Raw genomic sequence first — 26889 nt, forward strand, 5'->3', positions numbered from 1 at the left:
CTGAAAGCTGAATCTATTACGTAGTCACAAGCCCTTATCTGTCAGTGACGATAAAATGCTTACGCTAAGTCAACTCTGCCATCATCGCCCGTTTTTGCTAATCGTTTGTGCAGAGCATCAGGGAACGGCGAGTCGAAAAGCTCGACTGTTTCACACAGGGCTACTATGCCAGAAGTTTGCCAGGCAACGGCAACTTCAGGGATGATAACGTCAGATATCGTCTGGCTTAATTTTCAGAGCTGCCAGCCGTTGATTCTTATTGGTAAATCAACAGTGGGCAGCTTTCTTGGAATGCTGACGTCAAAACAGGTATCGCGTAACGTAAACATCTTAATAAAAAAAATATTACTTTGTGCTGACCGACAGGGTATTTTTAAAGGTTTTGATCTTGCCCATATACGCTTCGGTTTCCTCCCTGTTCATCACGGTTTCGCCGCAGGCCGGACAGTGTTGACCGCGCACGTCGCGCAGTAGCGTAGCCTGACCCGCGAAAGTATAAGGAACATCTTTGCTGCCGAACTCCAGTTCCGCACCACCGCAAACGGGACATTTCATCGCTATTTCTCCCTGAATGAGACCACTAACAGATCTTCCCTTACCGCTATCTTCAGGTAGAGACGTCGACCGCTCAGCAGCGGTCTGTAGACATCCTGCCAGATACGATGATCCGCATATGAGGTCACGCTTTTATAAAAATCTTCTCCGGTTAGATTAAGCAGTATCAGACAAACCTGCTGAAAGCTCAGCTGTAGCGCCTCTGCGCCTTCTGCTGCCAATCGCATCATTCTTATCCGGCCCGATCTGATTAGCTGTTTAACTATTGCTAGCCGGGTATGAGGTACGTGCTTTTCCATAGCGCTCTTCCTTGAAACAAATCTGGAAAAGAGTGTACGAGAAACCCCCATCGGCAGGACGAAAATATACTGGCTTCATTTTAATTTATCGAGAAGCGCCGCATAAAAATGAAAAACGGCGGCAGAAAACGCAGCCATTTTTTGAGACAGATTCCGGAAGCAGACGGCGCCGGAAAGCCGCGCCGCTCTAACATAAAAAGCCGCCCGGTTTTACCCTGGCGGCCTTTGGTCGGTGAGCTTAAGGTTGCGCGACCGGCTGCTGGCCGCCGGGCACCGGCACGCCTTCATCCTGATCCACCGCGAAACAGGCGATCTGCTGGTCGCCGTACTGCTTTAGCTTTGGCTGGATCTGCGGACAAGGCGCGAAGCGTCGACGGCAGCGCGCGTTAAAGGCGCAGCCCGGAGGCGGATTCAGCGGGCTTGGCAGTTCGCCGGTCAGCTTGATGCGCTCGCGGCGCTCGTCCGGGTTCAGACGCGGCGTGGCGGAGAGCAGCGCCTGCGTATAAGGATGGCGCGGATTAGCGAAAATCGCCTCTTTGCTGCCGCGCTCTACGCAGCGTCCCAGATACATCACCATTACTTCGTCGGCGATATGCTCCACCACCGACAGATCGTGCGAGATAAAGACGTAGGAAAGACCCAGCTCCTGCTGTAAATCCATCATCAGGTTCAGCACCTGCGCACGCACCGAGACGTCGAGCGCGGAAACCGGCTCATCGGCGATCAGCACATCGGGATCGAGCATCAGCCCGCGCGCGATGGCGATACGCTGCCGCTGACCGCCGGAAAACATATGCGGATAGCGATCGTAATGCTCCGTTTTCAGCCCCACTTTCGCCATCATCGCCAGCGTTTTTTCCCGACGCTCCGCTTTGCTGAGGCTGGTGTTAATCAACAGCGGCTCCTCCAGAATCTGGCTGACTTTTTTGCGCGGATTCAGCGAGCCGTACGGGTTCTGAAACACGATCTGGATTTTCTGGCGGCGCAGCTTCTGCGCCTCCGGATCGTGCTTCAGCAGGTCCTGTCCCTGGTAGAACAGCTGTCCTTCGGTTGGCGTTTCGATCATGGTCAGCAGACGACCCAGCGTCGATTTGCCGCAGCCCGACTCGCCCACCACCGCCAGCGTTTTGCCGCGCTCCAGGTTAAACGAGACGCCGTCCAGCGCCTTGACCAGCCGCTCCTGGCCGAACAGGCCTTTCTTCACCGGGTAGTGCTTTTTCAGGTCGATCGCCTGCATCAGCAGGGTGGAATCAGATGGCTTCATAGGTTGGTCTCCCGGCATCATCCAGAGGGTAATGACATTTGGACTGGCGTCCCGGAATATCACGGAGTTCAGGCTCGTCCACGCGGCAGCGATCGGTCGCATACGGGCAGCGTGGATTCAGCAGGCAGCCGTTTGGCCGATCGTATTTGCCCGGCACCACGCCCGGCAGCGAGGCCAGCCGCGCCTTGTCGGCCGCAAACTCCGGCAGCGCGCGAAGCAGCGCCTGAGTATAAGGATGGCGCGGCGCTTTAAAGATATCGACCGCTCTGCCCGTTTCCACTACCTGGCCCGCATACATTACGATAATGTGCTGCGCCGCTTCGGCCACCAGCGCCAGATCGTGTGTGATCAGGATCAGTGCCATATTCTCCTGACGCTGAAGATCGAGCAGCAGCTCGATGATCTGTGCCTGAATAGTTACGTCCAGCGCGGTAGTCGGCTCATCGGCGATCAGCAGCTTTGGCCGACAGGCGATAGCCATCGCGATCATCACACGCTGGCTCATGCCGCCGGAAAGCTGATGCGGATAAACCTCCAGTCGCGACGCCGGATCGGGAATGCCGACCTGGGTCAAAAGATCGATAGCCCGCTGGCGGCGCGTGCTTTTATTGCCGCCCTGATGCACCTTGATCGCTTCCATAATCTGGTAGCCCACGGTGTAGCAGGGATTCAGGCTGGTCATCGGGTCCTGGAAGATCATCGCCACTTCCGATCCCACCAGCTGGCGGCGCTCTCTTTCAGAGATGCGCTTCAGGTCGCGCTGGTTGAATATCAGATTGTCGGCCATCACTTTGCCGGGATAGTCGATCAGCCCCATAATCGCCAGCGAACTGACCGATTTGCCGGAACCCGATTCGCCGACAATGCCGACCACCTGGCCCTGCTCGACCTGGTAGCTGATGCGGTCTACCGCGCGGAACGGCGCCTTTTCGTCACCGAAATGCACCGACAGTTTGTCTACAGTTAATAACGCCATCGCTGCCTCTTACTGCTTGAGTTTCGGATCGAGGGCGTCGCGCAAGCCGTCGCCCATCAGGTTAAACGCCAGTACGGTCAGCAGGATCGCCAGACCGGGGAAGGTCACGACCCACCAGGCGCTTTGCGCATACTGCAGCACGTCGGAGAGCATGGTGCCCCACTCCGGCGTCGGCGGCTGCGCGCCCATTCCCAGAAAACCCAGCGCGGCCATATCGAGGATAGCGTTGGAGAAGCCCAGCGAAGCCTGCACGATTAGCGGCGCGAGGCAGTTAGGCAGGATATTGACGAACATCTGGCGGATTGGGCCAGCGCCCGCCACGTTGGAAGCGGTCACATAGTCGCGGCTCACCTCCACCAGCACTGCCGCGCGCGTCAGGCGGATATAGTGCGGCAGCGCCACGAAGGTCAGCGCGATAGAGGCGTTGACGATCGACGGCCCGAAAATCGCTACCAGCACCAGCGCCAGCAGCAGGCTCGGCAGCGCCAGCATAATATCCACCAGCCGCATAATCACGGCGTCGGTGGTGCCGCCCACATAGCCCGCGATCAGCCCGAAAATTACGCCGAGGATCAGCGACAGCACCACCACCAGGCAGCCGACCAGCAGCGACAGGCGCGCGCCGTACATCAGGCGCGACAGCACGTCGCGACCCACGTCATCGGTGCCGAGGATATAGTGCCAGCTACCGCCTTCCTGCCAGACTGGCGGATGCAGCAGCGCGTCGCGGAACTGCTCGGCCGGCGAGTGCGGCGCGATGAAGTTGGCGAAAATAGCGATAAAGAAAACGATCACCACGTAAGCCAGGCCGATCACCGCGCCTTTGTTACGCTTAAAGTAGTGCCAGAACTCCTGCAAAGGGGTCATCGGCTTGGGTGCGGCAGGCACGCTGCCCGGATCCACTAAAGACATGCAGCCCCCTATTTCTTGTGGCGGATGCGTGGATTAACCACGCCGTAAAGCACGTCAACCAGCAGGTTGACCAGAATGATCAGGATAGCCACCATCAGCACGCCGCCCTGCACCACAGGGTAGTCGCGCCGCTGCAGCGCATCGATCAGCCAGCGGCCCAGGCCGGGCCAGGAGAAGATGGTTTCGGTCAGGATAGCGCCGGCCAGCATGGTGCCGACCTGGAGCCCGATCACCGTCACTACCGGCAGCATGGCGTTACGCAACGCATGGATCACGATCACGCGCATCCGCGTCAGCCCTTTGGCGCGCGCGGTGCGGATATAGTCCTCTCCCAGCACTTCCAGCATGGCCGAGCGCGTCATACGCACAATCACCGCCAGCGGAATGGTGCCGAGCACGATGGCGGGCAGGATCATATGCATCACGGCGTCTTTAAAGTCGCCCTCTTCGCCCCAGAACAGCGTGTCGATCAGCATAAAGCCGGTGAGCGGCTTAGTGTCATCCAGGAAGACCGTATCGCCAATGCGTCCGGCGACGGGCGTCAGATTGAGCTGCACCGAAACCAGCATGATCAGCATCATGCCCCACCAAAAGATCGGCATGGAGTAGCCGGTCAGCGAGATGCCAACAGCGGTGTGATCGAAGATGGAACCGCGCTTAACCGCGGCCAGCACGCCAACCGGGATACCGACCGCGACGGCGAAAATCATCGCGCAGATGCCCAGTTCCAGCGTCGCCTTAAAGCGCGGCACAAACTCCTGCCAGACAGGAATGCGGCTTTTCAGGGAGATGCCGAGATCGCCGTGCAGCACGCCCCAAACATAGGAGAGATACTGCTGCCACAGCGGCTTATCCAGTCCCATTTGCGCCAGCAGCTGGGCGTGACGTTCGGCGGACATGCCGCGCTCGCCCGCCATAATCAGTACCGGGTCGCCTGGGATCATATGGACAAATGCAAAGGTTAACAGGGTGATGCCAATAAACGTCGGGATAACGAGTCCCAGACGTCGGAGTATGAACTGCAGCATAATCCGGATTCTCTGTAGGTTCCCGCAGGCCGTGACCTGGAGGATTATAATTGCTCACATCTCGCGGTCGGGCAGCCCGTCCGCGACGTCTGTCCTGACTCTTTTTACTTAAAGCCTTGCGACGGGCCGCTGAATTCGGCCCACAGGGATGGGTAAAACGGCCGGCGAACCGGCCGCTCTCTTTACTCCTGAATATCGACGTTCTCGAAGTGATGCTTGCCTAACGGATCGACCACGTAGCCGGAGACTTTTTTGCTGACCGGCTCATACACGGTGGAGTGAGCGATAACCAGCGCCGGCGCCTGATCGTGCATCACGACCTGAGCCTGCTTGTAGTATTCGATACGCTTGTTGTGATCCGCTTCGGCGCGCGCCGGCTGAATCTGATCTTCAAACGGCTTATAGCACCAGCGAGAATAGTTAGAGCCATCCTTCGCGGCGGCGCAGCTGAACAGCGTGGCGAAGAAGTTGTCCGGATCGCCATTGTCGCCCGTCCAGCCCATCATCACGGTCTGATGCTCGCCCGCTTTGGCGCGCTTCAGATATTCGCCCCACTCGTAGGTAACGATTTTGGCTTTCACGCCGATTTTCGCCCAGTCCGCCTGAATCATCTCCGCCATGCGGCGAGCGTTCGGGTTATAGGGACGCTGTACCGGCATCGCCCACAGATCGATGCTGAAACCATCCGCCATGCCCGCTTCTTTCAGCAGCGCTTTGGCTTTGGCTGGATCGTAAGGGTAATCCTGTATCGTATCGTTGTAGCTCCACATGGTCGGCGGGATCAGGTTTTTCGCCGCCTGGCCCGCGCCCTGGTAGACCGCGTCGATAATCGCTTGCTTGTTTACCGCCATGGTCAGCGCCTGACGCACCTTGACGTTATCCAGCGGCTTTTTCTCGACGTTATAGGAGAGATAGCCGACGTTCAGGCCCGGCATCTGCATCAGGTTGATATTTTTATCTGCCTTCATGCTGGCAATATCGGCCGGATTCGGATACGGCATGACCTGGCACTCGCCTTTCTGCAGCTTGGCGTAGCGCACCGAGGCGTCCGGCGTGATCGAGAAGACCAGGCGATCGATTTTCGGTTTAGTGCCCCAGAACTGGTCGAAGGCTTTATAGAGAATGCGGGAATCTTTCTGGTACTGCAGCAGCTGGAACGGGCCGGTGCCGACCGGATTAAGATCGACTTTCTCCGGCGTGCCCGCTTTCAGCATGTTGTCGGCGTATTCTGCGGAGAGGATGGAAGCGAAATCCATGCCCAGGTCAGCGAGGAACGGCGCTTCCGAACGCGTCAGCACGAAGCGCACCGTATTGTCGTCCACCTTCTCGATTTTGCTGATCAGCTTCGGCATATCCATGCCTTCGAAATATTCGTAGCTGCCGCCGGAAACACCGTGATATTTGTTGTTTTTATCCAGCTGGCGCTCGAAGGAGAACACCACGTCGTCGGCGTTAAAGTCGCGCGTGGGTTTAAAATCTTTGGTGGTCTGCCACTTCACGCCTTTGCGCAGGTGGAAGGTATAGGTTTTGCCATCTTCGCTGACGTCCCATTTTTCCGCCAGGCCGGGCTGAATTTCCGTGGTGCCGATTTTGAACTCGACCAGACGATTATAGATCGGCACCGAGCTGGCATCATAAGTGGTGCCAGAGGTAAAAAGCTGTGGGTTAAAACCTTCAGGCGATCCTTCGGAACAATAGACGAGGGTTTTGGCCTGGACGCCAGCGGCCACGGTCATAGCGATCAGGCTCAGGCCAACCTTCAGCATCCTGTTTTTAGCCAGGGAGTTACGCATGCTTCTGCTCCAGTTGTGATGGTGTGTTGTGCAATTCGCCGGGCCTCTGTTTTTTTATGTTGGCCCGGGCGTGCCGTCTGGCGACGGTAACGGAGGAAAAGCGACGGCACTGAGTACTATCAGAATATTCCGCATCCTTTCTCTGCCAGGCGATCAATTTGTCAACAGTTGCAGAAAACGTCAATACGGCTATCTGCTATTTACACAGAGTCTGCGAGGTTACTGGCAAATATAAAAAATAAGCAAAAGCGCTCCTGAGCAGCGCATATAATAGGCCGCCATGCGGTAATACCGCTTAAAATATCGTCTTTATCCCCTCGCCCAGCGAAACGCGTCGCAAAAAAACCGCCAAAAAAATTCGTCAGAAGGGCGTTTTTTTAACGATACGCTTTGCTTATACCTGCCATCACAGGCAAAAGTTCTGCAATGGCAGGATAAAAAATGGACAGCCGCGCGTCTTTTACGCGGAGCGAAGCGCGGCGCGAATTAACGCAGCGGTGCAGAGCGGCAAAGGCTTTCTTAACGATTCAGCAGGCGAAGCGGCCACGGAAGGATTTTGAGGCAGCAGCATAAATCACTGCCTGCGTCACGGCGACCAGAATCGCGATGCAGGCTTGTTAATTCAGTGCGAAACGGCGCGGGAAAGCGTATTGATGATGATTACGCCTGCAATAATAAAGCCCATACCGATCATCGCGGGCAGATCCAGCCGCTGACCGTGCCACAGCCAGGCGACCAGCGAGATCAGCACGATGCCCACGCCAGACCAGATGGCGTAAGCGACGCCGGTAGGCATATGCTGCAGCGTCAGTGAAAGGCAGTAAAAAGCGACGCCGTAGCAGAGCGCCGTCCCCAGGCTTGGCCAGAGGCGGGTAAACCCTTCCGAGGTTTTTAAGAAGGTTGTGCCGATAACCTCCGCCACGATGGCGATACCCAGCGTAATATACATATACATGGTGCTCGTCTCCTGTGAGTGCCGGCCTGGCCGGTTTAGGGGTCAGATGTGCTGGCGCCCCGTAGCGCGCCATCTCTGCGGCTTATCTTGCTGAAAATTCCCGCTTTCTTATTGATCCCGCGCATAACTCTGCGCGCCAGCCTGAACGCTTCCTTAATAGCAGGCAATAAAAAACCCCGGCCAGAATGCGCCGGGGTTTGGCAAAGCGAATTAGCGCTAAGTTTTATCTGCCGCTTTAGCTTTAGCCTTAGCCGGATCCGCGCACCAGTTGTTTGCCTGGTTGATGCCGCCGTCCGGAGAAGTGTAGCCCAGACAGCCGAGTACAGAATCAAACAGCTCTACGTGGCGGTGTCCGGTGCCTACACGCTGCTGCGCCTGCAGGCGTTCGAAGCGGCTCTGATTGGCCGGGTCGGCCAGATAGCTATCGGAAGCCCAGACAATCATCGGCACGCGGAACTGCTCCGGCGGCGCCATATGACGCGGCGTGCCGTGCAGATGCATGTTGTCGCTGATTGACTCGCCGTGATCGGCCGCGTAGAACACGATGGCTTTCTTATCGCGCAGCTGATCGAACACGCTCTCCAGCACCGTATCGGTATAAAGCACCGAGTTGTCAAAGGCGTTGATCAGCATCGCCTTGCTGCATTTATCGTCCACGCCCATGCATTCAGGCTGATAGCGGGCGAACTCGCGCGGGTAGCGCTGCGAGTAAAGATAGTGCGAACCTTTGGTATGCAGCACCACCAGATGCTTGCCGACAGGATGCCTGTCCAGCGACTTTTTCAGCTCCGGCACCAGCAGCATATCGTCCACCGATTTACCCTGGTTCTGCTGCTCTGAGCCAATCTGTTCGCGGAACGCGAAGTTGTCCGCGTTGGTGTTGTTATAGAACCAGACCTCGCTCTGCATGGCGAAAAGCTCGGAGCTGAAGCCCAGCTCTTTCAGTACCGCGAAGACATTTTGCTCTTTCAGCGTTCGTCCCGGCCCTTCATCGGTGCCGCCTTCGCGCACGAACATGCAGCGCAGCGACAGCTTAGTGGCGGTATCGCAGGATTCACCACGGAAGGCGACCAGATTTTTTTCGCGGGAAAGTTTCGGCGTGGTGTCGCGATCGTAGCCCAGCAGGCCCATATGATCCCAGCGCGTGGTTTCGCCAATCACAAACACCACATAGGTATCGTCCAGTCCGGCAGGCGCGGCATAGGTGAATTTTTTCGCCGGGTCGAACAGCGCTTTGCTGTCCATGCTTTCGTCATAGCTGGTATAGGCGAACAGCCCCAGCGCCGACAGCCAGTTGGAAGGCAGATAAGAGTGCGCCACTACGCCGCCGTAGCTGGGCAGATCGATATTGGTCAGCTTCTCGTTGATATTTTGCTGCTTGTCGAAGTAGCGGATTGGCAGCCAGACCAGCGCCACGGCCAGCAGCAGCACGCCAAGCGGCTTCAGTCGCTGGCCCGGCGTTTTCAGCTGCTCAATCAGCGTCAGGCGCAGCGAGTTGCGCCAAATCAGCAGCAGCGGCAGCGCGCTGACCAGCACCATCCATAACAGAAAGTGGTAGCCGACCACTTCTTTCGACAGATCGGTATCGGTAGTCATTACCGAAGCGACAATGCCGTAGCCGATCACCACGTTGAAGAAGCTCATATAGTAGCTGGCGGCCACGGAAATCAGCACCAGCGCGGTTGCGGTCACGCGCCAGAAAATTTTGCCGCCCAGCGACAGCAGCCGCATCAGGAAAAAGGTCAGCAGAACGATCGCCACCACTTCCGCTACGGCGGAAAGCCACTCAGCGACGGTGAAATGGGCAAGAAAAGGGTCGAAGCGGCGGTAAAAAACGGGAATGTTCAGAAAGATACCGATGTAAAACGCCAGCAAAAACGAGAGCTTTTGCTGCGTCAGTGTTTTTATGTAATTCATGCAACCTTTATCCCGGCGTAGCTTAAATGTAAACGCTAATCAGACCGTGCCGTTTCGCCAGAGTTCGGTAAACCGGTCGATTATCACCCTGAGAAACTTTTCCCGGATGATTCTGAAGGGAAAACATTCACCTTCACGCGTAAGCGGCGTAGTTAACCACATTAACGGGTATTTATCAGCGCAATCGCGGGAATAAGGCAGGATTTTGCGGTAAAGATCGCAACAGAATGGTTGAAGAAGGGTCGGACGGCCGGAGCGCGAGCGCGTTTCCGGCCGCAGCCGTTATCAGTTAATGATATTCAGCGTAACGTCAATATTGTTGCGGGTCGCGTTGGAGTAAGGGCAGACGATATGCGCGGCGTCCACCAGCTTTTTCGCTTCCGCTTCATCCATGCCTTCCAGATGAATATTCAGCTTAGCCTCGATGCCGAAACCGGTCGGCAGCGGCCCAATACCGACTTCACCTTCGATAAAAGCGTCTTTCGGCATGGCGATCTTGTCGCGGTTAGCGACAAATTTCATCGCGCCCAGGAAGCAGGCCGAGTAGCCAGCGGCGAACAGCTGCTCCGGGTTGGTGGCCTCACCGCCCGCGCCGCCCATCTCTTTCGGCACGCCCAGCTTCACGTCCAGCACGCCGTCGGAAGAGGTGGCGCGACCGTCACGACCGCCGGTGGCTTTTGCTTTGGCGCGGTAAACGACTTTTTCTAAGGACATCAGGCAACTCCTTTCATTAGGTTTTATATACACGATTAAATCGCGAGCGATTTAATACAGCGTTCTTAGTCAGTATAGTCTTTCTGCAGCGGACGTAGCGGCCCGCCCTTCGCCGCGCTTAGCCGTTAAGGCTGTCGCGCAGCTGTTCCAGCTCTTCTTTCAGCGTCCGCATTTTTTCCGGGTCGCAGGCGGCGGCGCAGCTTACGGCCTGCGGCAGATCGAGCGCTTTATGGCGCAGCTCGCGGCCTTTTTCGGTCAGCGTCACCACAACCTGACGCTCGTCTTTACGCGAGCGTTGACGATTCAGCAGGCCTGCCGCTTCCAGCCTTTTCAGCAGCGGCGTCAGCGTGGCGGAATCCAGAAACAGCCTTTCGCCGATAGCGGAAACCGTCACGTCGTCGCGCTCCCACAGCACCATCATCACCAAATATTGTGGATAGGTGATATCAAGCTGCGCCAGCAGCTGCCGGTAAAGCTTGTGCAGCGCCAGATTGGCGGAATAGAGCGCGAAACAGAGCTGCTGATCAAGCAACAGTGGCGAGGTTTCCGCTTTTTTGTCATCTTTATCTGTGGTCATGGCAAAAAATATAAATAGCGCACTATATAATTGCAAGCGAATCTTAATGCTCAGGGGAGAACACCGATGATTTCACTGGAAGAACAGGCCCGACGCTATGCCAGCAAGGCTCATGCTGAAGCGGGCCAGCGGCGCAAATACACCGACGAGCCCTATATCGTTCATCCGGCGGCGGTGGTTGAGCTGGTACGCAGCGTCACCGACAACGAGATTATGCTGGCGGCGGCGTGGCTGCACGATACGGTAGAAGATACGCCCAGCACGCTGGCGGATATTGAAAGCCACTTTGGCCCGCAGGTCAGCGGACTGGTGGCGATGCTTACCGACAGCAAGCAGCCCGACGCAAAGAATCGCGCGGCGCGCAAGGTGGCGCATTTTCGCCATACGGCGCAGGCTTCGGCCGATGCCCAGACCATCAAGCTGGCCGATATTATCGATAATACCCGCTCGATTATTCATTACGACCCGCACTTCGCCCGTGTCTATCTGGTGGAGAAACGCGTGCAGATCGCGCTGTTGAAAGCGGGCGACAACGAGCTGTGGCGGCAGGCTTCTTTGATTATCGAAAGCGGCATCGAGCAGCTGACGCAGGCACCGCATCACGTGCCGCCTGCCTGGTTCACCCGCCAGCAGGAAAAATATCAGCTGCGGGAGTAGCGACGAGCGTGTTTTGGCGCCATTTAACGCAAATTAACCACTTTTTGACTCAACTTCCCGCCATCGCCCGTCGCTGGCGCCATTATTTGGTAATCCCTTACCAAATCAAAACCTATAATCGCCCCGACAAAAAATAAGGGGTGTTATGCAATCTGATTTACTTTTTATCCGCCGCAAGGCGCTGGCTTTTATTGGCTGTGCACTGTTTCTGGCCGCCATGATGGGAATGGTATTTATCGATGTTCGCTGGATGAACGACGGCGTCCATGAATCTTCTTTTACCGAGGTGGCGCAGGAGCTGATCCTGCTGTTTATCGCGCTGCTCTTCTTTCACGCCGCTTATCGGCGTCCGGACGTGCGGCCTTCGCTGATGTTAATCGGCGGCTTTTTCAGCTGTATGCTGATCCGCGAACTGGACTTTCTGTTTGACGAGCTGTCGCACGGCAGCTGGGTCTGGTTTGCGCTGGCCGCCGCCGCCGTCTGCGTCGCTGTAGCCCTGCTGCAGCCGAAGCGCGCCGTGGCTGGCCTGGCCGATCTGCTGCGCCATCCGGGCTGGGGCATGATGTGTGCGGGACTGCTGACGATTCTGGTATTCGCCCGCCTGTTCGGCATGCGCGATCTCTGGCAGCATCTGATGCTGGACGGCTATAACCACACGGTGAAAAATATGGCGGAGGAAGGCTGCGAGCTGCTGGGCTACAGCCTCTGCCTGCTCGCTTCGCTAAGCTATCTCTGTAGCCGACCGCTCAAGGGTTAATAAATCCTGATCCGCAAAGCCCGGCATCGCGCCGGGCTTTCTTATCTTTACTGCTTATAGAAAATATCGCCCGATTCAATTTTCAGGATACGGCCATCGGCTTTGGAGATCAGCACGTAGTTGCCGCCCATATAGGTCCAGTTGCTGCCTTCTTCCGGCGCGGGCAGATTAAGGATATCGATAGCACCCGCTTTGCTTATTTATTACGTTCCACACTTCGCCTGCGTCTCTCTGGTGGCAAACACGTGCAGACCGCGTTACTGAAAGCCGCATCACATGCCATCTATCTGGTTCAGGCCAGCAGGAAAATATCATTGTGGGAGTGGCGCACGATCTTTTTGAAGTTGAGCCAATAAACGGAAACAGGTGATTTGAGTTAAGTCATCATTACTGTAGTATGTCGGGGTTTTTAACCACATAGTTACTGAGGGATTAGTGATGGCGAGAGCGCTGGCCTGTCTGGGCGATAACACAAGTTATGGGAAAATTATTTCCGCAACCGCGAGCTGGTTTGAAGGCAATAAAGCCATTGCTCGTACTGGTGATAAGGCGTCATGCAGCAGATGTAATGGCCATTTTGACATCCTCGCCTCTGCACAAGATTGGGCAGAAGAAGGCAAAGCATATGCTGCTACTGGCGATAAAGTCCTGTGCCGCTGTCCCGACCATTATGTCTTCGGTTCTGCCATGCAATTTACCAGCACTGAAGCTGGCTCCCTGGTTTCCCGAGGCACCAGCCATTCTTCTCTGCCCGCCCAGCAGGTAAGAGACACCAACGCCAGAAACTGTATTCGTTTCCAGTGCGTCGATGACGATGGCCAGTTAATGACGAGCTGCCGCTATACCCTGATGTTTCCGGATGGTCACGCCGAAGCAGGCGTAACCGATGAGCAAGGCATGACGGAATGGCATTATGCCGAATCGGCAGCCGATATTAGTCTGCATATTCTCACTGACTAAAAAGGCGTTATGTCGACAATAGCGTATACGGCAAAATATCAGCAGGAGTGGGCTACGATGGCGGAAGCCAGAGCGGTTTTTGCTGAATTTTTTAAAAATATTAACCTGCATTTATTAATGGATTAATTATGGCTGTTTATCACCTCAGTACCCGTATCAACTCTAATGTTCCAGCAGATTCCCTGTTGTACGACCTTTGTATTTATCGCATGGATTCCGAAAGGAATAAATTTTCTCTGGTAGATGTAAAACAGCAGCCGCTTCAGCATAATTACGAAACGCAAAGCCACCCAACCGAAGATATAAATGACTCGCCCACAACTATTTATATTATGGAAGTCAGGCTCTACCGAAAAACCATGTTGCACACGCGCTGCGTAACGCCTGAATCCTTTACTAAAATGTACACGCTGGCAGAATTTTCATCGGGTAAAGCCTGGTCCCCGGTTAAGCGAGAGAACCCCTGCTATTTTGAGACCACAGGAACCATGAAGCCTGAGAGCCAGGGAGGCGAAACAAAACGGGTAACTATCACCAGACCGAAGCGTCCGTTTATTGCAAAAGAGTATCCTGTTGGTAGTCCCAGAGACCCTTTTGAAAAAAAAACAATAGAACGCCAGATAGATAAAAGATTTAATGGATTCGATTTTCCTGGCCAGATAGCTGCAAGTGTCTGTGGGCCCGCTGCATTTTTTTACTGCCTGCAAAAGGATCGTCCAGATGTGTATGCGCAAGCCGCCCGTGAACTTTGGCAATACGGGAAAACTAAAATAGGTAATTTAATCATCTTACCGGGTGAAGGCTGCCGGCACCCGGCTGGCATTTTCTATTTCGATAATGGCGATCCAAAGATAACAGGAACTGACTGGATGACTTTAGCTGGACTAAGGGATTCAGAGAACATGATATTAAGTTTTGATACTCTCGATTCCCCTGTCGCAGGTATCACAATGTGGCAAACACTAACTGAATGGTTTGAAAAAGCCGGTTATGAAAAGGTTTTTAGTAATGTGGGAATTACTCAGGCAGGCATTCAGGGAATCAGAAATTTAAATAAATATATAGAGCAAGACTACAGAGTCGTTACGCTGATCAATGACGGGCTCCTCGAAAATAGTACGCAAAAAACAACGTTACCTACACACTGGATTGTATGGGAAAGTCCAGTTACACAAGACACTAACGGATATATTAGTTTGAATCTTTTTTCTTGGGGGAAAGCGATTAACTGGATAAAACCCCAAAAAGATTTGCACTTTTTTATCAATAGATTTTTCGGAGGAATGGTTTTTAAACCATTAAGCTAAATGAGAATATTTTTCCTTGTGTTTTTTGTATTTTTATTATCTGCCTGCTCTGTACGGGCAACCTTTATTCCGGAAGGAGAAAAACTTAATGACGCTATTGTTAGTATTCCCTACCATAGTCAAATAAATATATCTGGCGGCAGGGTTCTCTCTCACGACATTGATGGCCACCAAAAAATTGCAGGTACAATCCAACCAGATGATACAGGCCTCCAGGTAAAATATTGTAATGCAAAAAAACTCAATAACTGCCTGCAGATTACCGGAGTACCCCAAAAAGCAGGCATAGCCAGGGTGCGCATCTATGGGGGCCTAAGTGGCAGCATGTTTTCGAAAGCAGGTGAGTTCGATAAAACTTATACAATTACGATCAAAGATTCAAAAGAGTACCCTTAATATTGTTTTAAGTTAATATGCAGTATCAAATATTCCAAAAAGATACGAGAATCCGCTTGGGTAGCGGCACTCTCGTATCGAAATGGCCAGGATTGAGCCTTAATATATGATATTTTTTCGTTGTGGATAAACCGTAACACAGGACACTCATGGACATGTAAAATTGAAGCTATTCCCTTTAGCAAAAACAACTTATTGGATCAGCAAAATATTTGCCTTTTTCGCAAAAAATATTTGGAGGGATGGTATACAAACCATTAAAATGACATGAGAACATTAAAATTTTCTTTTATTTCCTTAATTGTATCAGGTTGTACGTTACATGCCGACATTTCCCCGAAAAACAATGAGCTTAATAATGCATTAGTTGGTGTGCCATATTATGCTCAAATAAATATTGTTGGTGGGAATGTTGCTTCGCTGAAAAATTCTTATGGCGACAGAGAACCTGTTGGAAATATAAGCCCTGACGATTCTGGGTTATATTTAAAACATTGCAACGATAATAAATATGATAATAATTGCATTGAAATCAGAGGAACACCAACCAGGACAGGGGTGATTAAAGTCAGAATATCCGGTTTTTTCAATGTGGCGATGTTTCAAAAAACTGATGAATTCGATAAAACCTATACGATTAATATTAAAGGTGCAGAAGGTTATTTTTAAGACTGTTTGAGTGGTTCACATACCTTCTCGCGGATACGAAAAGCTGTTCAGACAGCAGTTTTTTATCGGCCTGGTCAAGCTTTACCCTCAGTCTACAATGCTTTCCCTGCGCACTGGACAGGTAATTTTTAATTTACTGTTCTGGGAAGAGTTTGTTTACTGCTTTAATGAGATTGAACATTTGAATTTTTTACCAAAAATTTGGAGGAATGGTTTCAAACCATTAAAACAAACATGAAGAATTTCTTTATAGCTTTCATTTCAATCCTGTTATCAGCTTGCACCTTGCATGCTGATGTAACTCCTGCAGGTAATGTTCTTAACGATGCAACAGTTGGAATACCCTATAACAGTGAAATAAATATAATTGGGGGAGCTGTATCTTCTCTGGATTACAATGGTAAAAAAAGATTTATAGGCGAAATAACTCCCTCCGATACGGGATTAAGTTTGCAGTATTGTAATGATTCTCCTGCCCGCAACTGTGTCAGAGTTCAGGGCGTACCGGTTAAGCCCGGGATTGTTAATGTACGCGTCTCGGGTGGCTTGTTCGGTACTAATGTAGCAACAGGTGGCCGGTTTGATAAAACCTACACGTTCAAGATTAAAGAGGCAGAAGGATCTTCTTAACATCGTTTGATATAGTGAATTTCTCCACGGATATAAGATGCTGTTCAGTTATATGCTCTGCCTGCTCGCTTCGCTATCTCTGTAGCGACCGCTTAAAAATAGCCAGATAGTCCGCAAAGCCCGGCATCGCGCCGGGCTTTCTTATCCTTACTGCTTATAGAAAATATCGCCCGATTCTATTTTCAGGATACGGCCATCGGCTTTGGAGATCAGAACGTAGTTGCCGCCCATATAGGTCCAGTTGCTGCCTTCTTCTGGCGCGGGCAGATTGCGGGTTTTCCAGTCCACGATCTCATATTTTTTAGTGCGATAGCGATCGGGCACCACGCTGCCGAGGGTAAAGCGCTGGAAATCGGCAAAGAAGTATTGAATCTCATAAGGATGGGCCGGATCGCGCTGCGGCGCGGCGGCTTCGCCTGAAGGCGACTGCGCCTGGGCTGGCGTTTGCGCTTCCGGCGCGACCGGTGCGGCTGGGGCATCCGGCGCGGCTGGCGCGTCCTGCGTCTGCGGCACCTGTGGCTGGGCATCCTCTGCGAAAGCCGTGGAAACTAACGGCGCGGCAGCAAGTAAAAGGGCAGAAAAAAGAACGGACTTCGACTTACTCATGAGTTTCTCCGCTGAGAAAAGGAATTATCAGGTGGCACCCGTCAGCGAGGAAGCGCCACTGCGTCACGCGCACATTATCTTTTCTTTTCGGGCAAGGGAAGCAGGAAAAAGCGCCTGCCGTCTCTTTTCCCGCCGCGTTATCTTTCGCGCAGCGCCTCTTTCGCGCGGTTCAGCGGCTTTAGCAGATAGGCCATAATGGTTTTGCTGCCCGTATGGATCTCCGCCATCGCGATCATCCCCGGATGCACCGGGAATTTTTTCCCTTTTTTATTAACCAGATAGTCTTTATCGGTGCGGACATAGACGCGGTAGTAGTAATTATCCCGATGCACCTCGTCCTGAATGGTGTCTGGCGAAATGGAGTCGACTTTGCCTTCCAGTCCGCCATAGATATTAAAATCATAGGCAGTCAGCTTTACCACGGCGCGCTGGCCTGGCGTGATAAAGGCCACGTCGCGCGGCGATATCTGCGCCTCTATTAACAGCTGCTCGTCCAGCGGCACCAGCTCCATCAGGTTACCACGCTGCGGGATTACGCCGCCTACCGTATTGATTTCAATGGCTTTTACCACGCCTCTGACCGGCGCAACTATGGTGGTTCTTTTTAGCGAATCGGCACGCCCAATAATCACCGATCGCTGGGAAGCCGCCTCGGCGTTGGCTTTCGCCAGATCTTCCCGCGCACGCACGATATACTGGTTTTGCGCGTCATTCAGCTTGCTTTGCAGATCGTTGGCCTGCCGCTTTAACCGCAGCACTTCTACGTCACTCGCCGCGCCCTGCGCGACCAGCGACGAGGTCAGCTTCAGCTCGCGGTTGATCAGATCCAGCGCCTCGCGCAGGCCGCTGAGCGTTTTTTGCAGGTTTTCCCGGCGGGAGTGGTAAAGCGCCGTCTCCGCCGCCACCAGCTGCGGGTCTTCCTGTACCTCGGGGGGAAACCTCAGCTCGCTGCCCGCCGTTTCCGCCTGCAAACGCGCCGCCGTCGCCAGCGCCGCCCGCATCCGCGACGTGCTCTCCTGTAGCCCGGAATCCAGCTGCGTGGGATCGAGCAGCGCCAGCACCTGGCCCGCTTCCACCACATCGCCTTCACGTACCTTCAGCTCTTTCAGAATGCCGCCTTCCAGCGACTGCACAATCTGCTCGTGGCTGCTGGGGATCACCTTACCGACGCCAACCGTCACCTCGTCCAGCTCAAACAGGCTGGCCCAGAGAAAAAACAGCAGCAGCATCGCCATCACCGACCAGACGATTAGCGCGCCGCCGCGCCCTGGCCGCCGTCGCAAAGGCCGCTTCCGCTCGCCGAAAAAACCGCTCATGATAACGTTCCCTCTGTTTTCGTCCGCCGCGCGGCCGGTTTCACCAGCAGCTGCTCTTTGGTTCCGTCGCGCACGATCTTGCCGTTTTCCAGCAGCAGAATACGATCCACCAGCTGCATCACCGCCGGACGGTGCGTGGCGATAATCAGCGTTTTTTCGCCTGACCAGGCTTTGAGTTTTTCAATCAGACGGCTTTCGGCGGCGTCATCCAGCCAGGCAGTCGGCTCGTCCAGCAGCAGCACGCCAGGTCGACGTAGCAGCGCGCGGGCCAACAGCAGCAGCTGCCGCTGGCCGCCGGAGAGCCCTTTACCGCCCTCCTGCAGCGGATAATCCATACCGGCGGGCAGCTGACGGATAAAGCTCAGGGCGCCGCTAAGCTCCAGCGCCGCCAGCATCTCCTCTTCTGTCGCCAGCGGCATGCCCAGCCGTAAATTCTCCCGAATGGTGCCGAAAAACAGCGAGGAAGACTGGCCGACCAGGCTGACATCGCGCCGCACGTCCAGCGGATCGAGCGAAGAGAGCCGGACGCCGTCCAGCAGCAGCACGCCCTCCTCGGGCGTCAGCAAGCCGGCCAGCATTTGCAGCAGCGTGGATTTCCCGGAGCCGTTACGGCCCAGCAGCGCGATTTTTTCACCCGGCTGAATCTTCAGTTTGTCGATAGCCAGCACCGCCTGCGCGGCGTCAGGATCGTAACGGTAGCGAATGTTTTCCAGGCTGTATTCGCCATAAAGCCGCGGACGATGGATCTGCGCGCCGCGTTCCGGCTGGTCGACCTCGCTGTTCAGCAGGCTTTCCAGCCCTTCTCTGGCGACCTTCGCCTGCTGCCAGCGGCCAAAAATCATCGCCAGCTGGCCCAGCGGCGCCATCATGCGCGAGGCCAGCATCGAACAGCCGATCAGCACGCCGGTGGAGATATCGCCGTTCATCGCCAGAAAGGCGCCCACCAGCACCACGCTGATATAGGCCAGCGTCTGCACCTCGCTGGTCCAGCTGGCGAGCAGCCCGCTGATAAAACGCTGGCGGGTCGCGGCCTTGCCGATGGTGTCGTTGAGATGGTTCCACTGATTCTGGAAATAGGGCTCAGCCCGCAGCAGCTTGATGTCATCCACGCCCTGTACCGACTCCACCAGCATCGCGTTGCGCAGCGCGGACTCGCGCATGGTCGATTTCGACAGCTTCGCCAGTGGCCGCTGCGCCAGCAGTCCCGGCAGCACGATCAGCGGGATCGCCGTCAGCGGCACCAGCACCAGCCAGCCGCCCAGCAGCCAGAGCACGAACAGAAACAGGATCAGGAAAGGCAGATCCGCCACCGCGGAGATCGTAGTGGAAGTGATCAACTCACGCAGCTGCTCCAGTTCGCGGATCTGCGCGATAAAAGATCCGGTGGATTTAGGCCGCACGTCGTTGCGAATACGCAAAGCGTGGCCGAATACCTTGTCGGAGATGCGCAGATCGGCGCGCTTGCCCGCCTGATCCGAGATATGCGTGCGGGTTACGCGCAGGATAAAAATAAAGGTCAGCGCAATCATTACGCCACCGAACAGCACCCACAGCGACGGCACGGACTGCGAAGGAATGATGCGATCATAAACCTGCATGGTGAACAGCATCGCCGCCAGGCCCAGCACGTTGGTGATCAGCGAGGCGAACATCACGTTAATCCAGCTCGGCCACTCCTGCAGCAGCGTGCGCCACAGCCAGCTGGCGCGATAGGGCTGGATATAGTCGTCAACCCGGCTGTCGGGCACGGCGGTTTCAGGCCGGGCAAGCAGCACGCGCCGCGCATGAAGGCTCAGCTCCTCTACGCTAAGCACGCTTTGCAGCTGCCGTTCGCCGGTCAGCATTACGCTCGCCTGGCCCTCCGCGCTTATCGCGGTTACCACGCCGACGCCGCGCGCGCCGAAATCCACGATCAGCGGCAGCCGCCAGGCGTCCAGCCAGTCGGAATGAAAATCGTCGAATAGCACCAGCAGGCCGAGCTGGCGCGCCATATTTTCCACCAGCTGCTCCTGCGGCAGCTGATTGAGCTGCCATTCCGCTTCGCCTCTCACCCGCTCCGGCGAGCCGTCGAGGCGATAGTGTCTGGCGATCAGCAGCAGCGCTTCCAGCCACGGAAGATAGCGGCTCTGCTCCTGGCCCGCGTCGTTTTCGGTCAAGGCGTTTTCCATAAGGCTCATAGTTCGTCCGCTGTCTGTCGTGATCCCTGAACGCTCAGAGGATCGATACTGAAGGCTTCTCTGGCCCAGCCGGCCAGCACGATATACTCCACGGCGGCGGCCCACAGGTCGCTGCGGGCGTTGATCAGATCCAGCTCTGCGCGGCTGATCTCCTGCTCGGCGTTGAGTAAATCGAGCACGTTGCGGTTGCCCAGCGCCAGATACTGCTCGCGGTAGAGCGCCCGCGTTTCGGTGATGGTACGCAGCCGTCGCGAGAGAATGTTGATGTTGCTTTGCAGCCCTTTCATGCTCTGAAAGGCGTTGCGCTGCCGATCGGTCAGCTCCAGCTTCTGGCTGTTGACCGCCTCGCGCGCGGCAGCCAGCGCGCGGGCGCTGGCGTTTTCCTGCGCCGCCAGCGCGCCGCCCTGATAAAGCGTGCTGTTCAGCGACAGGTAGACGTTTTGATACTGGCTGCGGCTCTGGTAGCGCGAGATATCGCCGATATATTTGTTGCTGCTGGCTTCCAGCGACAGCGTGGGATAGCGCTGCGCTTTGCTGTTGCGCAGCTCGGCGCTGGCGATGGCGGCGTCGGCCTGCGCCATCAGCACGGCGGGATTTCTGTTCAGATCGAGCTTTGCGCCGATCTGGCGGATCAGCGGCTGTAGATCGGGCGGCGCGGAAAGCGGTCGATCCGCTACCGGCTGGCCCAACAGCGCCTGCAGGTGGTATCTCGCCTGGCGCAGTTTGATTTCGCTCTCCTGCTGCTGCGCCTCGGCCGCCTCGACGCGCGCCTGCGCCTGTACGGGATCGACCCGCGTGCTGGCGCCTGCTGCGGCGCGCAGCTCCGTGAGCCGCAAAATATCCCGCAGCGCCCTGACCTGCTTACGGGCGTTTTCCAGCTGTCGCGTATAGCGAAACACCTCGTTCAGCGCCAGCGCCGTCTGTTCAATCACGCTATCGATCTGCGCCAGCAGCGAGGCCTGCTGCCGCAGGTAGCTCGCCGTAGCCCGATCGACGGCGCTGCCGGTTTTACCGAAGTCATAAAGCATTTGCGACAGGCCCAGCGTGGCGATCTGTCCGCTGTCTTCGTCCTGCTGGCGGCCTGAAGTGATGCCCGCTTTGATCGCGGGAAGATAGCCCGCGCTGGCGTTATCGACGCCAAAGCCCGCCGACTCCAGCGTGGCGACGCTGCTGCTGATGGCGGGATGATGATTTACCGCCAGCAAAACGGCGGCCCGCCACTCCACGGGAACTCGGCCGCCGCCGTCGGGCGGCTGCATTTCCGCTTCGTCCGCGGCGGCGCTGAGTTGCGCGACCTCCGCAGGATCGTTATCGGGCGTGCCGGAGAAAACGCCCCAGAAGCCGTCCGGCGCTGGTTTAACAGGGGAAGAGAGCTGCGCCAGGCTGGCATAAGGCAGCACCAGCAGGCAGCAAAAGGCGATAAAGCGCTTTTCCATAATAGATTGCGTCCCTGACTTGCAGCATGAAACAGAGGCGACGGGCATGCGGCCCGTCGCCTGAGGCTTATCTAATCGGTGGCGGAGAACGATGCCGCCAGGCCGTTAGCCGATGGTGACATCATCCTCCACGTAGAGCTGCACCACCGAGCCATCAGCGGTAACGCTGGTGTAGTGCTCGTAGTGGACGCCGTTCACCAGCTGAGCCGTCGACTGCTCCCAACTGCCGTTCAGCGTCACCGTGTCGCCGTCCGCGCCCCTGACGTAGAGCGTATTGCTGTCGTCAGTGACTTTAAGCAGGCTCTCCGCGCTGACAATCAGGTTGTCGTTCCCGCTGTCCTCCAACAGATCCACGGTTTCGATATTGTCGACTCTGGCCGAGATCAGGCTCAGGTTCAGCGAACCGCTGCCGTACCAGGCCAGGGTATCGCTGCCTTCCGCGCCGTTCACCGAGGTGAAGTCGGTATCGTAAAGCTGGAAGACATCACTGCCGCCGGAGCCGCTGAAAGTGATATCGCCGCCCGCGCTGCCGTCTACCGTCAGGCCCAGGCTGAGGCTCAGCGAGGCGCTGCTGCCGTCCGACAGGGTCCAGGTGAAGGTGTCGGTGTTGCCGCTGTGCGCCGCGCCATCGTCCGGCACGTAGCTGTAGTGGCCGGCGCTGTCGAGCGTGAGCGTGCCCCAGGCGCCTTTCAGGCTGGCGGCCTCATCGCCGACGGCGACGGTTTCGCCATTCTGGCTGATGGAGACCACCGTGCCGCCGTGCAGCGCTTCCGCGCTCAGCGATCCGGAAAGCGTTTCGGCCACTTCGTTAAAGCTCAACCCTTCCTGCACGTAGAGTTTCACCGCCGTACCGTCCAGCGTGGTGCCGGTGTAAAGCTGGTAGACGATATTATTCAGCGTCTCCACGCTGCCAGCGCTCCATGCGCCCAACAGCGAAAGCGAATCTTCGCTGCCGCCGCGCACATAAAGCGCGTTGCCGTCATCGGTCACGCTGGCGATATCGTCCGCGTTCAACGCCAGCACGGCGGCCGTGCCGTTATCCTGCAGGTCGATCGCTTCAATGTTGCTGACCTTGTCGGCGATCTCGCTAAGCTGCAGCTCGCCCGTGCCGCGCCAGACCAGAGTATCGTGGCCCGCTTTGCCGTCCAGCGTGGTGAAGGCCGTATCGTAGATGGCAAAGCTGTCGTCACCGATGGTGCCGCCGAAGGTGAGCGCGCCGCCGTCCGAACCATCCACTGCGACGCCCAGCGTCATGGTCAGGTTTTGTGTGGTGCCGTCGCTCAGCACATAGGTAAAGGCATCCTCGCTGCCGGCAAGCTTAATTACCGAATCGCTGTTCAGCGTGTAGGTGTAGCTGCCGTCGCTGTGAATGGTCAGCGAGCCGTAAGTGCCGGCAATGGTGGTGCCCGCCTCGGTGACCAGCGTGTAGCTGGCCGTGCCGCTGACGATGCCCGCCGCGATCGATTTCACCAGCGGATTGCTGTCGCTGGCCGCGTCGCTGCTGAAGACGGAACCCGCGGCGCTGCTGCTGGTGGTGACCCGGTAGTCCGAGGTGCTGACGATTTTCGCCGAGACTTTCACCGTCACTTCATCGTACTGAGTGGTCCACAGCGCGCCGGTATAGCCGGACTGGGTATCTTCAACCACCACCCGATAGGTTCCAGCCTCCTGACCTGACAGCGTAACGTCGATAGAAGAGTCTGCGCGCGTATAGGCTTTCGATCCTTCCCTTACCGTATCCCAGCCATAGGTCTGCTCGTTGTAGACCTGCAACGCCCAGTTTACCGTCAGGTTGTTATTGGCATTCATCAGCACTGTCGTATAGACATTGATATGGATGGTCTGCAAATCCGTGGCGCTGTTGATAGTGAACTCGTCGCTGGTAAAGCTGCCGGTGGCGCCCTTCATCGTAGCGGTTTGATCGATACTGTCGCTGAGCAGCTCGACCTGGCCCGTGACCTGCGCCGCATTGGTTTCAGAAGCGGTTTCCACGCCGCTGGATTTGATATCGCCATCGACGTAGAGATGCACCGTTTGACCCTCTGCGGTTTCGCTGGTGTAGTGCAGATAATTGACGTTATTAAGAACCTGCCCATCGGCCAGCGTCCAGCTGCCGGAGAGCGTCAGCGTATCGGTAATCGATCCTTTCACATACAGCGTATTGCTCTCGTCGGTGATATCCGCCACGTTTTGCGCGGTGACCGCCAGCGTATTCACGCCGCTGTCGTTTACCAGCTCTATCTCTTCTATGTTGCTGATTTTGGCAGCTATATCGCTAAGGGTCAGCGTGCCCGTGCCGCTCCACGCCAGCGTGTCAAATCCGTCGCCGCCGTCGATGCTGGTGAAATCGGCGCTGCTGACGTTAAAGAGATCGTCGCTGTCCGTTCCCGCCACTTCTGCTGCAGCGGCCACATCATATTCCGTACCTGCAACGCTTTCTTCGTAAGCGGCCGTGGATAGCGCAACAGCCTGCTGCACATAGAGTTCCACCGTCTCGCCTGCGGCGGTCACGCCCGTATAGTGGGTATAGAATACGCTGTCGACCACTACGGTACCGCTGTCGCTCCAGCTTCCTTCCAGCGTGACCGTATCGCCCGCCGCGCCGGTGATATAGAGCGTGTTGGCGTCATTGGTGATATCCGCCACGTCCTGAGCGGTTACCACGACGTTGTCGTCATAGTTTTCGGAAGCCAGCGCCAGGGTTTCGATATCGCTGACTTTGGCGACGATATCGCCCAGCGTCAGCGCGGTTTTACCATGCCACGCCAGCGTGTCGCTGCCGTTCGCGCCGTCCACCTGCGCGAAATCCGTATCGTAAATGGCGAAGACATCGTTCGCCTCTGTGCCCTGGAATATCAGCGAACCGCCGCTGCTACCGTCCACCTCCACGCCCAGATTGATGGTCAGCGTGGCGTTGACTACGGCGCCGTTGGCCCCTTTCAGCGCGTAGGTAAAGATATCCTGCGAGCCTGTCGGCAATGTCGTGCTGTCCGGCGTATAGACATAGGTGCCGTCGCTGTAGAGCAGCAGCGTGCCGTACTCGCCGACCAGAGTCACGCCGCTTTCCGTCACGGCGGTATAGCTGTCGTCAATCCCGCTGTCGGCGCTGGCGTCGCCCGCTTTGGCATAGAGACGGGTATAAATAGAACTGAGTTTGTCCACGCCGCCGTCGGCGCCTTCGTCCGTCAGCAGATTGCCCGTCGCGGCCTGGCTGGCGGTGATGTCGTAGTCCGTGGTGCTGGCGACGGTGACATCCATATCAAGGATAACTTTGTTTTCCGCGCCGGTGGTGACGATAGCCAGGCGGTAAGTTCCGGCCTGGTCAACCAGCGTCGACATATCCAGCGTCAGCAGCACCTCACCATTGTGCTGACCCGCCGGCACTACCAGACTGTAGGTGCTTAGCGTCGACCAGCTGCCGTCGCTGTTCTGCTGCTGGACTTCGTAGATGATGGTCTTCGCGGTCGTGAAGTTGTTGCCGAAAATGCCGGATTCGGTTTTCAGCGTCAGCGTACCTGCGACCAGATCGTCCGCGGCGTTCAGCGTAAAGGCGTTGGTATAGTTCGCTGTCCCGCCGGTAGTCAGAGTCACGTTGCTGTTGCTGACGGCGGTGCTGTGATAGACCACGCTGACGCTGGCGTCGGCGACGTCGTTGGAGGCGATATCCGTCACCGCGTCCGCGCCTGGATCGGTGGCGTCCCAGCTCAGCGTCAGCGCGTCGTTGGTGGTGCCTATCTGAATATAAAGCTGTGCCGAAGAGGTGGCGCCCGTGGCGGAATCGGTCAGGGTATAGGTAAAGGTTTCCACCTTGCCGATGTTGTCCATTGAGGTATCAGGAATATATTCATAGCTGCCGTCGGCGCCGATCATCAGCATGCCGTATTTGCCCGCCAGCGCGGTTTTGGACGAGGCGTTGAGCGTGGTAGTCCTCAGTGAGCCATCGCTTTTCTCTACGCTGATGGACGTTACCAGCGTTGTGTCGCCGTGCGGAATGCTGTCGGCACCATAGACGCTGTCCGCATCGGACATGACATTGCCCGTCGCGGTAGTGTAGGTCGTCGTGGTCGCCTCTTCGGCCAGGGTATAAACGGTTTTCGACGCTTCCAGGTCAAAGCTGGCGCCAAGATTAAGACCTGTAGTGGTGTAGACCAGCTGATAGGTACCGGCGCTCAGGCCGGTGAGCGTCAGCGTCGATGAAGTGGCGCCCGAGCCGAACAGGCCGAACAGGTTGCTGCTGTCGTCCTGCGAAATATCCACCCACTGGCCGGCGGAAGAGCTGTATTTTTGCAGCACCAGCGAAGCATTACTGGCGACATTAAGGAAAGAAGAGGTAGTCGCGATAACCTCAAGATCCATCACCGTGCCGTCGGCAACCACGATAGGATCGCTGACAATGCTCTTATTCAGGGCGAGGAAGCCGCTGTCGCTGATTAACGTGCCCAGATCGGCCTCTACGTCCACCGGATAGGTAAAGCCTATCGCCGCGCCAGAGCTGATATTATCCATCGCCGTCAGGATCACGGCCTGCACGTCCAGGTTCAGCGTGTCGGAAGGCTCGCTGCTGTTGCCCGCCTCATCGGTGACCGTAAAGGCCAGTTCGTGACTGCCGTTGTACAATCCGTCTTCGTCGGTAAAGCTCCAGCTGCCGTCGTCGGCTACCGTGGTTTCGCCCAGGATTTCACCTTTGTCATAGATGGTTACCGTGGCGCCCGGCTCCAGATCGCCGCCGCTGAAGGTGGGTTTGCTGTCGATCAGCGTTTCCGCGCTGTCCACTACGTTACCGACTTCGTCGGTGATGGTGATAGCCGAGATATCAATGCCTGCCGGCGCGGTGATGTCAACGGTGTAGTCGATCGGATCGGACGCGCCGCTGCTGTTGCCCGCTTCGTCCACCACTTCGAAAGCGATATTGTGATCGCCTTCCGCCAGCGGCTCGTCCGGCGTGAACGACCAGCTGCCGTCTTCGGCAACCGTGGCTTCGCCCAGCA

General features: G+C 56.2%; 23 protein-coding genes and 1 pseudogene. 7 read left to right on the forward strand and 17 right to left on the reverse strand.

Features of this window, described 5'->3' with window-relative positions; all coding sequences use genetic code 11:
• Positions 1-345: 345 nt before the first annotated feature.
• The 11 genes from MKZ79_RS15920 to MKZ79_RS15970 all read right to left on the reverse strand — a co-directional run bounded on the left by MKZ79_RS15920 (position 346) and on the right by MKZ79_RS15970 (position 10990).
• Positions 346-555 (reverse strand): type II toxin-antitoxin system MqsA family antitoxin, encoded by a 210-nt coding sequence (locus MKZ79_RS15920; RefSeq protein ID WP_336143517.1) that lies wholly within the window; start codon positions 553-555, stop codon positions 346-348.
• A gap of 2 nt (positions 556-557) precedes the next feature.
• On the reverse strand, positions 558-905 hold the full coding sequence (locus MKZ79_RS15925; protein WP_442897162.1) for a type II toxin-antitoxin system MqsR family toxin: 348 nt from the start codon (positions 903-905) through the stop codon (positions 558-560).
• A 187-nt stretch (positions 906-1092) separates the two neighbouring features.
• Positions 1093-2118, reverse strand: coding sequence for a dipeptide ABC transporter ATP-binding subunit DppF (gene dppF, locus MKZ79_RS15930; RefSeq protein ID WP_336143520.1), 1026 nt, complete (start codon positions 2116-2118; stop codon positions 1093-1095).
• Positions 2105-3094: a dipeptide ABC transporter ATP-binding protein gene (dppD, locus tag MKZ79_RS15935; protein WP_336143521.1), complete on the reverse strand. Its 990-nt coding sequence runs from the start codon at positions 3092-3094 to the stop codon at positions 2105-2107. The genes dppF and dppD overlap by 14 nt, the downstream gene beginning before the upstream one ends.
• Before the next feature lie 9 nt (positions 3095-3103).
• Positions 3104-4006 (reverse strand): dipeptide ABC transporter permease DppC, encoded by a 903-nt coding sequence (dppC, locus tag MKZ79_RS15940; RefSeq protein ID WP_336143522.1) that lies wholly within the window; start codon positions 4004-4006, stop codon positions 3104-3106.
• A gap of 8 nt (positions 4007-4014) precedes the next feature.
• Complete coding sequence (gene dppB / locus MKZ79_RS15945) at positions 4015-5034, reverse strand: dipeptide ABC transporter permease DppB (RefSeq protein WP_336143524.1); 1020 nt, start codon at positions 5032-5034, stop codon at positions 4015-4017.
• 182 nt (positions 5035-5216) lie between these two features.
• The gene (dppA, locus tag MKZ79_RS15950) at positions 5217-6827 is read right to left on the reverse strand and encodes a dipeptide ABC transporter periplasmic-binding protein DppA (protein ID WP_336143525.1); all 1611 of its coding nucleotides are present in this window, start codon (positions 6825-6827) and stop codon (positions 5217-5219) included.
• Positions 6828-7449: 622 nt separating this feature from the next.
• The gene (locus MKZ79_RS15955; protein ID WP_336143526.1) at positions 7450-7782 is read right to left on the reverse strand and encodes an EmrE family multidrug efflux SMR transporter; all 333 of its coding nucleotides are present in this window, start codon (positions 7780-7782) and stop codon (positions 7450-7452) included.
• Positions 7783-7998: 216 nt separating this feature from the next.
• A complete protein-coding gene (eptB, locus tag MKZ79_RS15960) occupies positions 7999-9699 on the reverse strand; it encodes a kdo(2)-lipid A phosphoethanolamine 7''-transferase (RefSeq protein ID WP_336143527.1) in 1701 nt (566 codons plus the stop codon).
• 285 nt (positions 9700-9984) lie between these two features.
• A complete protein-coding gene (locus MKZ79_RS15965) occupies positions 9985-10413 on the reverse strand; it encodes an organic hydroperoxide resistance protein (RefSeq protein ID WP_336143529.1) in 429 nt (142 codons plus the stop codon).
• A gap of 118 nt (positions 10414-10531) precedes the next feature.
• Positions 10532-10990 (reverse strand): MarR family winged helix-turn-helix transcriptional regulator, encoded by a 459-nt coding sequence (locus MKZ79_RS15970; protein ID WP_336143531.1) that lies wholly within the window; start codon positions 10988-10990, stop codon positions 10532-10534.
• A 66-nt stretch (positions 10991-11056) separates the two neighbouring features.
• Between MKZ79_RS15970 and MKZ79_RS15975 the strand changes: the two genes are divergently transcribed.
• Together MKZ79_RS15975 and MKZ79_RS15980 are read left to right on the forward strand one after the other, a co-directional pair.
• Positions 11057-11647 carry an HD domain-containing protein gene (locus MKZ79_RS15975; RefSeq protein WP_336143533.1) on the forward strand — a complete coding sequence of 197 codons (591 nt, stop codon included), beginning with the start codon at positions 11057-11059 and terminating at the stop codon, positions 11645-11647.
• A 145-nt stretch (positions 11648-11792) separates the two neighbouring features.
• Positions 11793-12404: a hypothetical protein gene (locus tag MKZ79_RS15980; protein ID WP_336143535.1), complete on the forward strand. Its 612-nt coding sequence runs from the start codon at positions 11793-11795 to the stop codon at positions 12402-12404.
• A gap of 47 nt (positions 12405-12451) precedes the next feature.
• On the opposite strand, the pseudogene MKZ79_RS15985 reads toward MKZ79_RS15980, so the two are convergent.
• A pseudogene (locus tag MKZ79_RS15985) lies at positions 12452-12574 on the reverse strand (RcnB family protein); the annotation flags it as partial.
• 268 nt (positions 12575-12842) lie between these two features.
• On the opposite strand from MKZ79_RS15985, the gene MKZ79_RS15990 reads away from it, so the two are divergent.
• The 5 genes from MKZ79_RS15990 to MKZ79_RS16010 all read left to right on the forward strand — a co-directional run bounded on the left by MKZ79_RS15990 (position 12843) and on the right by MKZ79_RS16010 (position 16366).
• Positions 12843-13364 (forward strand): PAAR domain-containing protein, encoded by a 522-nt coding sequence (locus MKZ79_RS15990; protein WP_336143537.1) that lies wholly within the window; start codon positions 12843-12845, stop codon positions 13362-13364.
• Positions 13365-13492: 128 nt separating this feature from the next.
• Positions 13493-14671, forward strand: coding sequence for a hypothetical protein (locus MKZ79_RS15995; RefSeq protein WP_336143539.1), 1179 nt, complete (start codon positions 13493-13495; stop codon positions 14669-14671).
• On the forward strand, positions 14672-15067 hold the full coding sequence (locus tag MKZ79_RS16000) for a hypothetical protein (protein WP_336143541.1): 396 nt from the start codon (positions 14672-14674) through the stop codon (positions 15065-15067).
• Positions 15068-15334: 267 nt separating this feature from the next.
• Positions 15335-15736, forward strand: coding sequence for a hypothetical protein (locus MKZ79_RS16005; protein ID WP_336143543.1), 402 nt, complete (start codon positions 15335-15337; stop codon positions 15734-15736).
• 234 nt (positions 15737-15970) lie between these two features.
• Complete coding sequence (locus MKZ79_RS16010; protein WP_336143544.1) at positions 15971-16366, forward strand: hypothetical protein; 396 nt, start codon at positions 15971-15973, stop codon at positions 16364-16366.
• Between the two features lie 147 nt (positions 16367-16513).
• On the opposite strand, the gene MKZ79_RS16015 is transcribed toward MKZ79_RS16010, so the two are convergent.
• From MKZ79_RS16015 to MKZ79_RS16035, 5 genes are all read right to left on the reverse strand, one after another.
• Positions 16514-16972 carry an RcnB family protein gene (locus tag MKZ79_RS16015; RefSeq protein WP_336143546.1) on the reverse strand — a complete coding sequence of 153 codons (459 nt, stop codon included), beginning with the start codon at positions 16970-16972 and terminating at the stop codon, positions 16514-16516.
• Between the two features lie 137 nt (positions 16973-17109).
• Positions 17110-18288: an HlyD family efflux transporter periplasmic adaptor subunit gene (locus MKZ79_RS16020; protein ID WP_336143548.1), complete on the reverse strand. Its 1179-nt coding sequence runs from the start codon at positions 18286-18288 to the stop codon at positions 17110-17112.
• Positions 18285-20456, reverse strand: a complete 2172-nt coding sequence (locus MKZ79_RS16025; RefSeq protein WP_442897168.1) for a type I secretion system permease/ATPase — start codon at positions 20454-20456, stop codon at positions 18285-18287. The genes MKZ79_RS16020 and MKZ79_RS16025 overlap by 4 nt, the downstream gene beginning before the upstream one ends.
• Positions 20457-20461: 5 nt before the next feature.
• Complete coding sequence (locus tag MKZ79_RS16030; RefSeq protein ID WP_336143550.1) at positions 20462-21901, reverse strand: TolC family outer membrane protein; 1440 nt, start codon at positions 21899-21901, stop codon at positions 20462-20464.
• 105 nt (positions 21902-22006) lie between these two features.
• On the reverse strand, positions 22007-26889 hold a 4883-nt coding region (locus MKZ79_RS16035), incomplete at its 5' end, for a BapA/Bap/LapF family large adhesin (RefSeq protein WP_336143551.1).

Source organism: Erwinia sp. CGal63 (genome assembly GCF_037026505.1).
GTDB lineage: Bacteria > Pseudomonadota > Gammaproteobacteria > Enterobacterales > Enterobacteriaceae > Erwinia.

What these genes read in the sequence shown, in the direction of transcription:
- MKZ79_RS15920 (WP_336143517.1), bottom strand. Translation starts at nt 555, where the DNA reads ATGAAATGTCCCGTTTGCGGTGGTGCGGAACTGGAGTTCGGCAGCAAA.
- MKZ79_RS15925 (WP_442897162.1), bottom strand. Translation starts at nt 905, where the DNA reads ATGGGGGTTTCTCGTACACTCTTTTCCAGATTTGTTTCAAGGAAGAGC.
- dppF (WP_336143520.1), bottom strand. Translation starts at nt 2,118, where the DNA reads ATGAAGCCATCTGATTCCACCCTGCTGATGCAGGCGATCGACCTGAAA.
- dppD (WP_336143521.1), bottom strand. Translation starts at nt 3,094, where the DNA reads ATGGCGTTATTAACTGTAGACAAACTGTCGGTGCATTTCGGTGACGAA.
- dppC (WP_336143522.1), bottom strand. Translation starts at nt 4,006, where the DNA reads ATGTCTTTAGTGGATCCGGGCAGCGTGCCTGCCGCACCCAAGCCGATG.
- dppB (WP_336143524.1), bottom strand. Translation starts at nt 5,034, where the DNA reads ATGCTGCAGTTCATACTCCGACGTCTGGGACTCGTTATCCCGACGTTT.
- dppA (WP_336143525.1), bottom strand. Translation starts at nt 6,827, where the DNA reads ATGCGTAACTCCCTGGCTAAAAACAGGATGCTGAAGGTTGGCCTGAGC.
- MKZ79_RS15955 (WP_336143526.1), bottom strand. Translation starts at nt 7,782, where the DNA reads ATGTATATGTATATTACGCTGGGTATCGCCATCGTGGCGGAGGTTATC.
- eptB (WP_336143527.1), bottom strand. Translation starts at nt 9,699, where the DNA reads ATGAATTACATAAAAACACTGACGCAGCAAAAGCTCTCGTTTTTGCTG.
- MKZ79_RS15965 (WP_336143529.1), bottom strand. Translation starts at nt 10,413, where the DNA reads ATGTCCTTAGAAAAAGTCGTTTACCGCGCCAAAGCAAAAGCCACCGGC.
- MKZ79_RS15970 (WP_336143531.1), bottom strand. Translation starts at nt 10,990, where the DNA reads ATGACCACAGATAAAGATGACAAAAAAGCGGAAACCTCGCCACTGTTG.
- MKZ79_RS15975 (WP_336143533.1), top strand. Translation starts at nt 11,057, where the DNA reads ATGATTTCACTGGAAGAACAGGCCCGACGCTATGCCAGCAAGGCTCAT.
- MKZ79_RS15980 (WP_336143535.1), top strand. Translation starts at nt 11,793, where the DNA reads ATGCAATCTGATTTACTTTTTATCCGCCGCAAGGCGCTGGCTTTTATT.
- MKZ79_RS15990 (WP_336143537.1), top strand. Translation starts at nt 12,843, where the DNA reads ATGGCGAGAGCGCTGGCCTGTCTGGGCGATAACACAAGTTATGGGAAA.
- MKZ79_RS15995 (WP_336143539.1), top strand. Translation starts at nt 13,493, where the DNA reads ATGGCTGTTTATCACCTCAGTACCCGTATCAACTCTAATGTTCCAGCA.
- MKZ79_RS16000 (WP_336143541.1), top strand. Translation starts at nt 14,672, where the DNA reads ATGAGAATATTTTTCCTTGTGTTTTTTGTATTTTTATTATCTGCCTGC.
- MKZ79_RS16005 (WP_336143543.1), top strand. Translation starts at nt 15,335, where the DNA reads ATGAGAACATTAAAATTTTCTTTTATTTCCTTAATTGTATCAGGTTGT.
- MKZ79_RS16010 (WP_336143544.1), top strand. Translation starts at nt 15,971, where the DNA reads ATGAAGAATTTCTTTATAGCTTTCATTTCAATCCTGTTATCAGCTTGC.
- MKZ79_RS16015 (WP_336143546.1), bottom strand. Translation starts at nt 16,972, where the DNA reads ATGAGTAAGTCGAAGTCCGTTCTTTTTTCTGCCCTTTTACTTGCTGCC.
- MKZ79_RS16020 (WP_336143548.1), bottom strand. Translation starts at nt 18,288, where the DNA reads ATGAGCGGTTTTTTCGGCGAGCGGAAGCGGCCTTTGCGACGGCGGCCA.
- MKZ79_RS16025 (WP_442897168.1), bottom strand. Translation starts at nt 20,456, where the DNA reads ATGGAAAACGCCTTGACCGAAAACGACGCGGGCCAGGAGCAGAGCCGC.
- MKZ79_RS16030 (WP_336143550.1), bottom strand. Translation starts at nt 21,901, where the DNA reads ATGGAAAAGCGCTTTATCGCCTTTTGCTGCCTGCTGGTGCTGCCTTAT.